Source organism: Bacillus sp. FJAT-53060 (genome assembly GCF_037104745.1).
Taxonomy (GTDB): Bacteria; Bacillota; Bacilli; order Bacillales; family Bacillaceae; genus Bacillus; species Bacillus stratosphericus_B.
Genome location: NZ_JBAWSW010000024.1, coordinates 12,857 through 26,876, shown reverse-complemented (window position 1 = coordinate 26,876; position 14,020 = coordinate 12,857). Strand labels below are relative to the sequence as shown.

Sequence of the window (14,020 nt, the reverse complement as noted above, 5' to 3'; positions counted from 1 at the left end):
TCCTAATGAACCTGAAACCAGCATGGGTACCGGAAGAGCAGATGATCAAAAAAACACGACTTGATCAGTGGATGAAATCTCTTGGTTTTTCTACGTATCACTCATTCTATCAAGCAAGTATTGAGCGGACAGATTGGTTTTGGAGAGAAGCTGAAAAGGCTGTCGGCATTCAGTGGAAAGAGCCGTATGAAGCTGCATTAGGTCAGCACTCATTCATGTGGCCGAAGTGGTATAAGGGCGGCACATTAAACATCATCGAAACGGCCGTAGACAAATGGGCAGAGAAAATAGAGACTAAACATCAACCAGCGATTATTTGGGGCAATGAAGCAGGAGAAGAAAAGAGTTGGTCTTTCCTCCATCTTCAGGAAAAAGTCAATCGCTACGCAGCTGGTTTTTTGAAGAAAGGGCTTCAAAAAGGAGATGTGGCGATCATCTATATGCCTATGCTTCCTGAAACTGTTGCCGTCATGCTTGCCTTCGCTAAGATTGGTGTGATTTTTAGTCCGGTCTTCTCAGGCTATGGAAGTGAGCCTCTTGCCGTACGCATTCGTGCTTCAGGTGCAACCATTGTCGTCACAGGGCACGAAATGACGCGCCGGGGAAAGACCATCAACATGCGAGAATGTGTGGCTGATGCGATCCAAAAAACAGATACCGTTAAAACTGTCATTGTTCATTCTTCCTCTGATACTGATTACAAAGATGACGTAAGGTTAAACGATTTATTAAAAGAACAGCCAATTCACGAAACCACCTATGTCACAAATGAAGACCCTCTAATGATCTTGTATACTTCTGGGACAACTGGCACACCAAAAGGAGCCGTCCATACACACGCAGGCTTTCCTGTAAAAGCTGCTTTTGATGCCGGTCTATGTATGGATGTTGCAAAAGGAGACCGGCTATTTTGGCTCACAGATATGGGCTGGATGATGGGACCATTTCTTATCTTTGGGGGCTTGTTAAATGGAGCCGCGATTGTTTTATATGACGGCGCACCCGATTATCCAGATGAACAGCATATCTGGTCATTCATCCATCAGCAGAAAGTCACTCATTTTGGTCTTTCGCCTACATTTGTTCGTTCTGCGATGCAGCAACATATAGCAGGGATTAAGATGACGCATGTCAAGGCCATCATTTCTACTGGTGAACCTTGGAATGAAGCGCCGTGGCAATGGCTATTTAACAAAATTGGTCAAAAGAACATTCCTATCTTAAATTACTCAGGGGGGACCGAAGTGTCTGGTGGCATTGTAGGAAGTACTCTGCTTCGCCCAATCAAACCCATTCTCTTTAATGCAGCAATCTTAGGAATGGCGGCAGATGTGTATAATGAAACAGGACAGAGCGTCATAAATGAAGTAGGGGAGCTTGTTGTGAAAAAGCCATGGGTCGGCATGACATATGGTTTTTGGAAAGAGCCGGAGCGTTATGAAGACACGTATTTCAAACGATTTGATGGTGTATGGACACACGGTGATTGGGTCATGCAAACAGAGGACGGAGAATTCCATATCACGGGCAGATCGGATGATGTCATTAATACAGCAGGCAAACGCATCGGTCCAGCTGAAATTGAATCCATCCTTGTTGGCCATCCGGCTGTGCACGAAGCAGCAGTCATCGGGGTAAATGATGAGGTGAAGGGAGAGGCGCTCGTGTGTTTCATCGTGACGGATTCACACGCTTTTGAAGAAGCCAAACTCATTCAAGAGCTTTCAGCACATGTTGGATCACATGCCGGAAAAGCGCTCACACCAAAAGAAATTCATCTCATTTCAGCTTTACCGAAAACAAGAAATGGAAAAATCGTCAGGCGTTTACTAAAAGGGGCGTATGAACAAAAACCTTTACCAGATCTTTCTTCATTAGAGAATCCGGATGTATTCGAAAGCATTTCCAATGACCTGAAAAGGAAACAAAGGCAGGAGTGATTCCTGTCTTTGTTTATTGCGCATGAAAATTCGTTCCATCTGTTGTTTCTTTGACAATCCCTGCTCGAATCACAAAATCACCGAAATGTTCATTTTCTTCTCGTTCTTTTGCGTACAGAGGGAGTAGAGAGCCAAGTTCTTTTAAAATGTCTTCCTCACCCACATTTTCTCGGTACAGTTTACTTAACCTGCTGCCGTCAAATGCGGCACCAAGATACATATTGTATTTACCACGTGATTTTCCTATAAAACCAATCTCACCTAAAGCATGACGGGCACATCCATTTGGACATCCAGTCATTCGAATGGTGATTTCTTTATCACTTAATCCGTTTTCCTCTAAAATCTCTTCAATTCTATCAATCAAACGAGGAAGGTAGCGTTCTGCTTCGGCCATCGCTAAGCCGCATGTTGGAAGAGCAACACATGCCATTGAACTGCGGCGCAGGGCAGAGTGCTGCTGACCATCTGATATACCAAATTCCTTAATCAGCTGTTCGATTTGTTTCTTTTTATGCGAAGTGACATTCCCAATGATCAAATTTTGATTCGCTGTTAAACGGAAGTCACCCGTATGAACCTTTGCAATTTCACGAATGCCTGTCATCAGCGGATAATTATCATCTGTAATACGTCCGCCTTCTACAAACATCGTATAATGCCATCTGCCATTAATACCTTTTACCCAGCCATAGCGGTCACCGTTATGATCAAAGTGATAATCCCGTGCGTCTAAAAGAGTAAATCCAAGACGGCGCTCAAGCTCTTCTTTTACATTCTCAAGTCCGAGGCGGTCCACTGTATATTTAAAGCGGGCATTTTTTCGCACAGAACGGTTTCCATAGTCACGCTGAATGGTGATGACTTGTTTGGCAATCTCAACGACCTGCTCAGGTGTACAAAAACCGATCACCTTTGCAAGCTGAGGGTAGGTCAATGTATCACCATGAGTCATGCCCATTCCACCGCCAATCGCGACATTAAAGCCAACTAATTGATTATTTTTGATAATGGCAATAAATCCTAGATCCTGCGAAAAGACATCAATATCGTTAGCAGGAGGTACTACAACGCCAATCTTAAATTTTCTTGGCAAATAGAGCGGACCGTACATCGGTTCAACCTCAGTGTCAGGCGTTGCCGCTACTTTTTCCTCATCAAGCCAAATTTCATGATACGCTCTTGTTTGAGGAAGCAGGTCATCACTTAATTTTTTTGCCAGCTCGTAAACGTCATGGTGCACGTCTGATTGGTAGGGGTTCGATGTACACATGACATTCCGATTCACATCCCCGCAAGCAGCGATCGTATCAAGCATGGTAGAATGAATGTCTTGAATGGTATTTTTCATGTTCCATTTTAAAATACCGTGAAGCTGAAAGGTTTCACGAGTTGTCAGCTTTAACGTGCCGTTTCCATATTTGTGAGCAAGCTCATCCATCACAAGCCACTGCTTGGAGGTGGTGATTCCGCCAGGCAGACGTACACGCAGCATAAATTGATAGGCAGGCTCAAGCTTTTGTTTTTGTCGTTCATTTCTCAGATCACGATCATCCTGTAAGTAGCTGCCGTGATGCTTCATCAGGCGATTGTCATCATCAGGAATTCCCGCTGAAATCGGATCAAGCATGACTTCTTTTAACGTACCCCGTAAATAATCGCTTTTTTCTTTAATGTCCTCTACGTCGCTCGGAGGTCCATCCGGCGCTGTTAATGCTTTCTTCACCATGTTGTAAAAGCTCCTTTCTTTCAAGCATCAAATCAATAGACGTCACGCTGATAGCGTTTTTGCTGCTGTAAATTAGCTAGATAGCTTTCTGCTTTGTCTTTGCTCATCGCACCTTCTTCTTGAATAATCGATAGAAGGGTATGGTGAACATCATGCGCCATATGCTTTTCATCTCCGCAAACATACACATAGGCACCTTGCTCAAGCCATTCGAATAATTCTTTACTTTGTTTCTTCATTTGATGCTGGACATATACTTTTTCCTCTGTATCTCTAGAGAAAGCAACATCCATTCTCGTTAAGACGCCGTCCTTTAACCACTTTTGCCATTCCGTTTGGTATAAGAAATCCGTCACAAAGTGCTGATCACCGAAGAATAACCAAGACTTTCCATTTGCACCGATTTCCTCGCGTTCCTGCATAAACGAACGGAAAGGGGCGATGCCTGTGCCTGGCCCGACCATAATGATCGGCACATCAGCATTATGAGGAAGTTTAAAGTTTTGGTTATGTTGAATATAAATAGGCAAAGTGTCACCTGGCTGCAGACGCTCTGCACATAAAATCGAGCAGACACCTTGGCGAGATCGTCCGTGTGCATCATATCTGACAGCGCCTATTGTCAAATGCACCTCTTCGTCGTTTGCTTTTAGACTGCTTGCAATGGAATATAGACGTGCAGGGATTTTTCTTAAAATAGACGTAAAATCTGCTGCTGTTCCTTCAAAAGGACCGAAATCACGAGCCACATCTAATAAGTCTCGGCCTGCTATATATTCTTTTAGCTTTTCTTCGTTTCCTTCTTCTAAAAGGGCATGAAGTTCTTCACATTTCTTGAATGGCGCAATCTTTTGAAGAAGAGGTTTTGTTAAGACTGTAATCTCAAAATGTGAGGTGAGTGCTTCTTTTAAAGGAAGAGTGTCTCCGTTTTTATGAACGGTGACGGCCTCTTCTGCATTCCATCCGCATGCCGATATCAGTTCATCCACTAGGACGGGATCATTTGTCGGATAAATGCCAAGACTGTCTCCCGGCTCATAAACAAGTCCTGATCCTTCAAGAGAAAGCTCCAAATGGCGGGTTTCTTTGTTAGATCCGCGGCCATTTAGATTGATATTTTCAAGCACTTCAGCATCAAAAGGATTTGTTCTTGAATATTCAGAAGATACCTTACTCATTTCTCCCGCAGCTACTTGTGGGAATGATGCTGTTTCACCTTCACTAAGAGAATATGTCACACCTTGCAGCCACTCAGAAAACGGCTCATCATAGTCAAGGTCACAGTCGACCCGGTCGAAAAGGTGCGTTCCCCCAAGTTCTTTTATGCGCTCGTCAAATTCTTTCCCCGTTTGACAGAAGAACTCGTATGAGCTATCACCTAACGAAAGAACAGAATAGCTCAAATGCTCAAGCTTTGGCGCACGTCTGCCATGGACATATTCATGAAAAGAAAGGGCATTATCAGGGGGATCTCCCTCGCCATGTGTGCTGACGATAATGAGTAAATTGCTTATTTTTTTCAGACTATTTGGTTTAAAATCTGACATAGAAGAGAGCATCACTTGAAAGTTTTTCTTTTCAAGATGCTCCGCTGTCTTTTTTGCTAAACCTTCGGAATTGCCTGTTTGTGACCCGTAAAGCACTGTCACATCTTTGCTCACAGGCTGGTCTGGAGCTACGGCAGAAGAGGCCTGAACAGAAGCTTCTAAACCGGCAAGAGCTGCCTGTGCTGATAAATAACCGGTAAGCCAAATTTTTTGTTGATCTGTTAAAGTGGGGAGCAGTTGATTGAGTAATTCTGCCTGCTCCTGACTAAACGGACTGTTCAATACATGAAGTTGCAACGATATCCACCTCACAAGGAATATAAACATAGATTAATTCGATAGGAATTATATATATAGGTTCAATTTGAACTTTACCGAAAGTTTCCCATTAAGTAAAATATATAATATTGATTGTCATGATTAAGATTCTTAATGACAAAGAATGTGCAAATAGAGGAGAGAGCATACAAAAAAGGAAAACGGTCATCCATTTCCCTTTTTTTACCTTCCTTGCTTCCTTTATAATGGTATGTCCGCCGCAATCCTTGGTAAATGTATAGGATTTAAGTGTTTCTGCTGCTTTAGAGAAGTGTTCATGCCCAATGTTGTAATGAACCTCTTCTGATACTTTTAGCGGTGCACCAAGTTCTTGTGTCATCACTTCTACTAGCTCATCCTTACTCTTTTCGTAACCGCAGACAATGTTTTACAGCATCTCCACTCGTTCATTTCGAGACGTTTTTGAGAAAGAAGGGGAGGCAGCATTAGCTGCTTTGACTGCTTTATCTAAATCTTCATTTGTTCCTAAGCTGATCGTTCCAATGACTTCCTCTGTTGCGGGATTAATGGCCTTCTATTTCTCATTGTGACATGTCTCCTTTGACCTGTGATTCAATTCAATATTTTGTTTACAGCTCATATAAAACATTACCCACTGTGGAAAATCTAAAACGAAGAAACTGCAAATGAAAAAGTTTCTGATATAATAATACGCAAAGTGGGACATATGTCCTTTTCAACATCAGGACATCTATCATTTAATGGAACTAGACAGAATAAGAAGGAGCATTTGAAAGAATGAAAGGTGTTATTTTCGCTTTATTAGGAGGCGCTTGTATTACGCTTCAAGGTGTATCCAACGCAAGAATTAGTCAAGATATCGGTACATGGCAGGCGGCAACCATCACGCAGCTGACCGGTTTTATCATCTCTCTTGTGATTTTACTGATTGTAAGGGATGGGCACTTTCGTGAATATCAAAAGGTGCAGCCACTCTATTTAATAGGAGGCGCATTTGCTGCCATCATTATTTTTAATGAAGTCACTGCGATTATATTTTCCTTGGAAAGCCATTGGAATAACAACAGGGGTCTTTCTCCTACTGTTTTTTATAATTTCTCAATGCATCCTTTTCTTTATTAACTCAGAAACAACGGTTGCATTATTAAAAGGTTCAAAAATACCGAAAAAAGAACCAAAGCCTTCGTTCCTATTATCTTTACTTGCATTTATACTTTTAGGGATAGGTTACGGAATGGTCCTCAAAGCAGAAATAAATATGAGCACAGCTGTAATCATTTTTATCGTCATAGTAATTGGAACGTATTTCTTTTTCAGTCAGCTTAGTATTTGGTTATTGAAGCTTATGAAAAAGAATAGACGATTTTATTTAAAGGGCTATCATCTTTTATCTATTTCAGATTTAACCTATCGTGTGAAGGATAACGCGAGATTATTTTTTATTGTAAGTATCGTTTCTGCTGTTGCATTTACGGCAACAGGTGTGCTAGCAGTATTCAAATCAAATATGACGGTTGAGAATACGGAATATGAAATTGAATATCTTTCTTTACCAGAAAACACGACAGAATCAGATCATATTAGGCTAATAGAAGATAGCCTAAGTGAAAGTGGCTATGATTACACAACTCAAACTTTCGAAACGATAGATACAAGATATAAATCTGCCGAAGGATTGACTCCTGTATTAATACTTTCTCAAGAGGGTTTATTAAAAAGTTTCCCGCATGTAGAGGTAGAACCACTAGAGGACAATGTAGGAATCTATTTTCTAGATAATCGCGGTTCTCGAAGCAATGCAGATATTCCCCGTTTCATAAAGCTAGTTGATTCACCAAATACAATTAAGGTGAAAAGGATTGAAGACTCGATATTATCCGTGTCAACTGCTTTAGTAGTCAATGACCAAACATTTGAGAAAATAAAAAAAACACTTAAAACTTCAACCTTTCATGGGTTTAAATACAAAAATTGGAAGGATAGTACAGAAAAAATTAGAGTTTTAGAAAGCCAGATCTTTGGTGACTATTCTCATGTTGATTTTTACTTCTTAGCTAAGGCAAATGTGTACTTCCAGACAGTTCAAATTCCTAGCCTAAGCCTATTTATTGGTTTATTTGTAGCTATTGTCTTTTTCTTTGCTGCCGGCAGCTTTTTATACTTCCGTTTGTTTACAGATTTAGAAGAAGAACGAGAAAAATATAAAGCTTTAGCCAAAATTGGTTTGACTGAGAAGGAAATGAAGAGAAGTGCCACATGGCAATTAGGGATTCTTTTCTTCCTACCGTTTATTGTTGCAGCTGCTCATACTGCCTTTGCTATGAAAGTGGTGGAACGAGAAGTGTTATTCGATATTTTCACCCCGACTATCATCACAATTATTGGGTTCTTATTATTACAGACTTTGTTTTTTATCATTGTAAGGATTAGTTATTTTAAAAAACTAACAGCATCAATTAATGATTAGGAAAATAGAAAGGAAGTTGAGAAAAAAATGAAAAAGAAAGTTGGAGTTGTGTTAACCCTGTCAGTTATTATTGGGGGATTTATAGCCTTACCAAATGAGATATCAGACCGCATAAACCCACTTGTCCCGAAAAAAGTTGTATTTGTACAAATAAATGAATCAGGAGCACCAAGAAGTCCGGCAGGGTATGACTACACTTTGACTGGCTTTACAGAGGATGGGGAAGAAACTGTAGTGACATTCTATGCAGGTCGGGAACTCAAAAAGAATGCATATTTAAAAGTATATGCAAAAGGCAGCTATATTGAAACGTGGGAGGAAGTACAGCCGGAGGCATTACCGGAAAAGGTTAAGGTGAATTTTACAAAGTAACATTTACCGAAAACAGAAATCAACCTTACAGAAGTTTTGTTAAGAATAACAATTATAGCCAAAATATTATCACCACGATGGCATTAACAAATTACATTTTTCAAACGTTTTTCATATTGATGCCCCGTGCATTTTTTAACTTAAACAGTAAGATCATGTTTTTTCATCTTTTTACTTTTGTTTAGCCATTCTTTTCATTCAGCTTTTTTAGTACAATTTGGATTCGTTTCTTTAATTTTGGTCCACTTGAATGGATATGGCTTATGGTTAATTATTTAGAACGAATGCGTTAAAGAAAATGAAATAACATAAATAAAATTGCAGGGAAAATAACTTATACCTGCAATTTTATTTATGGCAGCTTAATGTTAGTACAGATAGAATATATGAAAAATGATTAATTAAGTGAAAGCCAATTTGTTAAAATTGAGAAATTGGGCTTTTTTATATTGGAATTTCCTTAACGTTGTAAATCCGCATTTCCTGACGCTCCCGTTTTCAGATCAATCGTCTCCAAAGAACGGTTATCGTTGATAATCCATTTAAAAGGAGCCTTTTCATCAAAGGCTTTTTTTTATGCCCGTAATCGCTCGCATGATAGGCTGTACGGTCCTTAGCGACAAGATGACTATAAGCGATTTTCCGTTCAATTGCCTGCGTAAGTGATAATGCAAACGGTGCACTATCAATGACTAAAATCGATTCTGTATTTAAAAAACTAGACCTCGCATCTAAATTATATGTTCCGATAATACTTAAGTAATCATCAATGACCATCGATTTTGCATGAATGGAATACGGGCCTTCATATTCATATAAATGTACGCCTGTTTTCATCAGTTCTTTTTTCGTGCTTAAATATCCTGCAAATGCTAAAGGATTTGGCGTCGCTGTCAGGGAATTCGTGACGACCGTCGTTTGAATGTCTTTAGATAAAGGGGTGATCCTATTCTTCATTGGGCGTGTTGGTATCACATAAGGTGTCTGAATGAGAACAGAACGCTTTGCTCGGTGAGCGAGATCGTTTAACTTTTTCAACACGAGAGGACGCTTATTCAAGCGCTCCACTGGATTTGTGAAAAATGCAATCTGTTTTACAGAAGTGGCATCTTTTTCCCAATCAAAAGATGACATAACAAAAGGTTCTTTTGAACGTATGGCTTCTTGATAGGACATGAGCAACTGTTTCCGTAGTTTTTTCCCTTTTCTTGCTTTTCGTTTGGAGAACACATCTTTTGTTCTTTTCGTAAAGGGATGATTCCATTGATAAACGAAATATTGCTCCATTTCCTCTAATACTTTCCCCTTTTTGGCGTTGTAGAGTAGCACATCGCGGTCATAAGCAAAGTCTTTCGGCGGCTGATCTGCAAAGTATTTATCACCGATATTTCTTCCGCCCATCACAGCCACTCGTCCATCAGCCAAAATGAGCTTATCATGAAGGCGATTATGCCACGTCCATGGCTTGAACAAACGAAAGGGCTCATAAAAACGAATCGCCATATTCGGGTGATTCGAAACAGCATAGCGCAAATGCTTCAGAGGTCCACGAAGGCTGTGGCAGATGCCATCTAACAATAGCTGAACTTTTACTCCTCGATCAGCTGCCTCAATTAATGCACCCAGTACCCATTCGGCGGTTTTTCCTTTTTGAATGGAATAATAACTCAAACGAATTATCTTTTTAGCCTCGCGAATCATTTGAACTCTCACTTGACCCGATTCAAACCCGTCATCAAGCATCATGACTTGATTTGTGCCCTGGTCGTCTCCTGAGATAGAAGAGGCTTTATAGATGCAATGTTCTTTACATGTTTTTTGAAACGGTAAATAAAACAAGACAAATGCGGTCAAAAATACATACACCACATATAAAAGGATAAGAAAAAGTAAGAGGTGAAGCATGATGATCAGCTCCTTTGAAATCAGCACTTCTTTTTCTTAGCTTATGTTAAAAATAAAATTTCACTCATTTAGACTTCCTGCTGGAGAATATAATGCAGTAAATAACGTTCTGTTTCACTTAACATTAAATAATGGTTCATTTAATACGATTCCCCCTACATGGTCACATCTAAAATACGGATCGTTGGCAGTGAAGGAAAAGCCCAACTTTTATATCAATAAGAAAAAAAGCAGAGCCGCATCGCTCTGCTTTTTTCACATTATTCGCTTTCTTTCATTTCATTTGATGTACGTACTCGTGCATTTCCCATAAATACGACCGTAATCGCCGCAAGTGCAATCGGAAATAAAGCAATCATAAACACGTACGTAATACTTTGTGACATCGCATCGATAACTTTATTTAAAATATCAGGCGGAATTTCTGAGCGGGTACCCTCTTGGAAAATGGCTTGCGGATCGCCAATTTGAGAAGGGGCTCCTTTCATTCCGCTAAAGACATCTTCTAACCGACTCGTCAGGACATTGGTTTGAATCGTCCCGAAAATCGTCACACCTAACGTCATCCCAAGTGATCTCATAAACGAATTGGTTGAGTTTGCACTGCCGCGGTAGCGCGGAGCGAGATCATTCATTGAAGCAGATGGCAGAAGGGAGAAGCTAAAGCCGACCCCAAATCCTGATACCATCATAAAGAGCGTGAGCCACAGTCTTGTTGTATCTGGTGACATATTGGCAAGCAGGAGCATCCCAGCGAAAAATGACATCACAGAGATCGTCATAAGACGTCTAAAAGGCATTTTCGTCTGCATCGTTCCACCAATCATACTGCCAATCACTGATCCTATCATCATTGGTGTTAAAATGAAGCCTGCACTTGTCGCAGATTCACCGTACACCGCCTGCACAAAAATAGGGATAAAGACGGCAAGAATAATAAACGTTCCGCCATATAGAAACGCCAAAATTTGAGATGTCGCAAATAAACGATTTTTAAACATCCAAAATGAAATAATTGGTTCCTCAGCTTTCCGTTCAACGATAAAAAAGATTGTACCAAACACAAGAAACACGGCAAATAGTGTTATGATCTGTACAGAATCCCAAGCGTAAGATTTTCCGCCAAGCTCAAGTGCGAACATCAGGCTCACAACCGCAACGACAAGCGTAATGGCACCTGACCAATCGATTTTCTGCTTACGATGCTCAAGCGATTCCTGATAGTATCTGGCGATCAAGAACACACTGACAATACCGATTGGCACGTTAATATAAAAAACCCAATGCCAGCCGATCGAATCTGTAATAAGTGCACCTAACAGCGGGCCTAATACACTGGATAGGCCAAACACTGCACCAAACATACCTGACATTTTTCCTCGCTTTTCAGGCGGGAAGATGTCAAAGATAATCGTGAAAGCGATCGGAAGAAGTGCGCCGCCTCCAACCCCTTGAATGGCGCGATAAATAATGAGCTGATCCATCGTTTGTGCAATACCGCACAGCGCAGATCCAATTAAAAAGAAAATAAGTCCAAACAGAAAAAAACGCTTTCGACCATACATATCTGAAAGCTTTCCATAGATCGGCATACCGGCCATCACTGCCACCATGTAAGATGCGGTTACCCAAGCAAATTTATCAAAACTGCCCAAATCTGCTACGATGCTTCCCATTGCTGTTGCAACAATGGTGTTGTCCATCGCTGCCATAAAAATCCCTAACAGCAAACCGATGACAACAAAGCGAGTGGATGCCTTGCCTTTATGATCCACGTTATTCATTTCTTTTACCTCCTGCTTACGTTCTCTTCTCTTTTTTGCTATGATCAATTTAATCATTAAGTAAGAGAACATTTATCTTGATGATCAAGATAAATTGATTTTAAAGGGAGAATAACAAGATGTCAATAAAGAATGGGTCAGCAGACAGAGAGGACCTGATCATTCATACGATGAGAGGCTTGCTACACGAATGGTTTTATTCCATCAAGCGGCTGCTCAATCGCTCGGCTTGAAAAAGCAGGCTACGTCAAAAGAGAAAAAGACCCAGAGGACAAGCGAAGAGTCATCATGGTCCCATGACTGCATGATCAAGATTATTTACCACACGAATCTTACTTAGAAGAAACGTATTGTCATAAGGTAAATCCAGATCACGGATTTTCGCTCCAAAGGGTGTATACAGATGACCTTTCTTTAGATGAAACAATGGCTGTCAAAGATAGCAGTGATGTTTAGTACCAAAAGGGTATCATTATGACATTTACTATTTGAATGGATCAATAAAAAGAATGGATTCACTTATTCACAATATAAGCAAATCCATTCTAATGCTTATCTAACCTACAAACAACTCTCCCTCCGGATAACGTATTGGGCTTTTCGTTCGTTTCATAAAGATAAAAACGATGGTTAGAGTACCTATTCTACCAATAAACATAAGAATCGAAAGAATAACCTTACCTAAAAACGATAAATCCGAAGTTAATCCCATTGAAAGTCCTACCGTACCAAATGCTGAAAAAGTTTCAAAAACAATATCAATGAAAGGAGCATTTTCAGTCATTGTCAATAAAAAAATGGTGATAAACACAAAACACAAACTGATAAAGCTAATAGATAAGGCTTTAATGACAACATCATGTTTAATTGTACGTCTAAATATAACGGATTCTTTATTTCCTTTTAGAAAATGGAGGACAGAGATCAAAACGATAATCATCGTTGTTAACTTTATCCCACTTCCTGTTGACGCACTCCCAGCACCAATAAACATGAGAAGCATCATAAAAGTTAAAGAACTTTCATGCATATGTGCTATATCAAGCGAATTAAAACCCGCGGTTCTTGGTGTCACAGCTTGAAAATAAGAGGCCCAGAATTTATCAAGAAGGTTCATTGGACCTAAAGTATGGGGATTACCAAATTCCATTAAAAATATAAGTAACAGCGCAACACCATTTGTTATGAGGGTTCCTATGATCATAAGCTTTGAATGGATTGATAATAATTTGAATCTCCGTTTATTCCAAATGTCAAAAATCACTGTAAAACCAAGACCACCGATGATAAACAGGAAGGTGATGGTCATGTTAATCAGTGGATCATTTACATAGTTCATCAAACTATTTGAAAAAAGAGAAAAACCTGCGTTATTAAAAGCAGAAACGGCATGAAATAAACTGATGTATAACCCCTTAAAAAAACCATATTCCGGTATCCACCGAAATGATAATATACACGTAGCAATTAACTCAAATGTTATCGAAAAGATAAACAAAACCTTTATAAGACGTACAATACCGCCTATATTTGTCAGATTAAAAGCCTCTTGAACCAATAACCTTTCTCGTAAACCTACCTTTTTACCAAATAACAGGATGACCATGACGGCTAAGGTTAAAAAACCAAGCCCACCAATTTGTATCATCAGCATAATGACAATTTGTCCAAATAAAGTAAAGGTTGATCCGGTATCAACCACAACTAAACCTGTTACAGTCGTTGCTGACACAGCTGTAAAGATAGCATCGATGATTGAGATAGGTTCAACAGTAGAGATCGGTAGAGATAAAAGAAATGCCCCTATTACAATTACTGTAAAAAAGCCAAATAATAAAATTTGGGGCGGAGTTAATTTTACTGGTTTTTTTAAAAAATGATCATATTTAAACATTTCCTAGCCTACTTTCAACCACTTGAATTTTAATGTTATTATATAACGAATAGAGATATGATTGTCTACCCATGATTTATTT

Annotated in this window: 7 protein-coding genes and 6 pseudogenes; 7 read left to right on the top strand and 6 right to left on the bottom strand. The window is 39.7% G+C overall.

Annotation, left to right across the window (positions count from 1 at the left end):
* Positions 1–5 precede the first annotated feature (5 nt).
* The gene (locus WAX46_RS10220) at positions 6–1,940 is read left to right on the top strand and encodes an AMP-binding protein (RefSeq protein WP_226567850.1); all 1,935 of its coding nucleotides are present in this window, start codon (positions 6–8) and stop codon (positions 1,938–1,940) included.
* Between the two features lie 13 nt (positions 1,941–1,953).
* Here WAX46_RS10220 and cysI read toward each other — a convergent pair whose 3' ends face one another.
* The 3 genes and pseudogenes from cysI to WAX46_RS10205 form a co-directional block, all read right to left on the bottom strand.
* Positions 1,954–3,669: an assimilatory sulfite reductase (NADPH) hemoprotein subunit gene (cysI, locus tag WAX46_RS10215; RefSeq protein ID WP_336493836.1), complete on the bottom strand. Its 1,716-nt coding sequence runs from the start codon at positions 3,667–3,669 to the stop codon at positions 1,954–1,956.
* 32 nt (positions 3,670–3,701) lie between these two features.
* Positions 3,702–5,513 (bottom strand): assimilatory sulfite reductase (NADPH) flavoprotein subunit, encoded by a 1,812-nt coding sequence (locus WAX46_RS10210; RefSeq protein WP_336493834.1) that lies wholly within the window; start codon positions 5,511–5,513, stop codon positions 3,702–3,704.
* A 214-nt stretch (positions 5,514–5,727) separates the two neighbouring features.
* Positions 5,728–6,069 (bottom strand): annotated as a pseudogene (locus tag WAX46_RS10205) (aldehyde dehydrogenase family protein); the annotation flags it as partial.
* A 224-nt stretch (positions 6,070–6,293) separates the two neighbouring features.
* Here WAX46_RS10205 and WAX46_RS10200 point away from each other — a divergent pair.
* The 4 genes and pseudogenes from WAX46_RS10200 to WAX46_RS15845 form a co-directional block, all read left to right on the top strand.
* Positions 6,294–6,548: pseudogene (locus WAX46_RS10200) on the top strand (DMT family transporter); the annotation flags it as partial.
* A 226-nt stretch (positions 6,549–6,774) separates the two neighbouring features.
* A complete protein-coding gene (locus tag WAX46_RS10195; RefSeq protein WP_336493832.1) occupies positions 6,775–7,983 on the top strand; it encodes an FtsX-like permease family protein in 1,209 nt (402 codons plus the stop codon).
* 27 nt (positions 7,984–8,010) lie between these two features.
* A complete protein-coding gene (locus WAX46_RS10190) occupies positions 8,011–8,355 on the top strand; it encodes a YxeA family protein (RefSeq protein ID WP_336493830.1) in 345 nt (114 codons plus the stop codon).
* 209 nt (positions 8,356–8,564) lie between these two features.
* Positions 8,565–8,648, top strand: a pseudogene (locus WAX46_RS15845) (DUF418 domain-containing protein); the annotation flags it as partial.
* A gap of 205 nt (positions 8,649–8,853) precedes the next feature.
* Here WAX46_RS15845 and WAX46_RS10185 read toward each other — a convergent pair.
* Positions 8,854–10,260, bottom strand: coding sequence for a phospholipase D-like domain-containing protein (locus WAX46_RS10185; RefSeq protein ID WP_226567867.1), 1,407 nt, complete (start codon positions 10,258–10,260; stop codon positions 8,854–8,856).
* A 262-nt stretch (positions 10,261–10,522) separates the two neighbouring features.
* Positions 10,523–12,044, bottom strand: a pseudogene (locus tag WAX46_RS10180) (MDR family MFS transporter); the annotation flags it as partial.
* 119 nt (positions 12,045–12,163) lie between these two features.
* On the opposite strand from WAX46_RS10180, the pseudogene WAX46_RS10175 reads away from it, so the two are divergent.
* Positions 12,164–12,341, top strand: a pseudogene (locus WAX46_RS10175) (MarR family transcriptional regulator); the annotation flags it as partial.
* 6 nt (positions 12,342–12,347) lie between these two features.
* A pseudogene (locus tag WAX46_RS10170) lies at positions 12,348–12,538 on the top strand (5-deoxy-glucuronate isomerase); the annotation flags it as partial.
* A 62-nt stretch (positions 12,539–12,600) separates the two neighbouring features.
* Here WAX46_RS10170 and WAX46_RS10165 read toward each other — a convergent pair.
* Complete coding sequence (locus tag WAX46_RS10165; RefSeq protein WP_336493825.1) at positions 12,601–13,938, bottom strand: TrkH family potassium uptake protein; 1,338 nt, start codon at positions 13,936–13,938, stop codon at positions 12,601–12,603.
* Between the last annotated feature and the right edge of the window lie 82 nt (positions 13,939–14,020).

Bases quoted from the DNA above. Each gene is read 5' to 3' on its own strand.
- WAX46_RS10220 (WP_226567850.1), top strand. From the start codon at position 6: ATGAACCTGAAACCAGCATGGGTACCGGAAGAGCAGATGATCAAAAAA.
- cysI (WP_336493836.1), bottom strand. From the start codon at position 3,669: ATGGTGAAGAAAGCATTAACAGCGCCGGATGGACCTCCGAGCGACGTA.
- WAX46_RS10195 (WP_336493832.1), top strand. From the start codon at position 6,775: ATGAGCACAGCTGTAATCATTTTTATCGTCATAGTAATTGGAACGTAT.
- WAX46_RS10190 (WP_336493830.1), top strand. From the start codon at position 8,011: ATGAAAAAGAAAGTTGGAGTTGTGTTAACCCTGTCAGTTATTATTGGG.
- WAX46_RS10185 (WP_226567867.1), bottom strand. From the start codon at position 10,260: ATGCTTCACCTCTTACTTTTTCTTATCCTTTTATATGTGGTGTATGTA.
- WAX46_RS10165 (WP_336493825.1), bottom strand. From the start codon at position 13,938: ATGTTTAAATATGATCATTTTTTAAAAAAACCAGTAAAATTAACTCCG.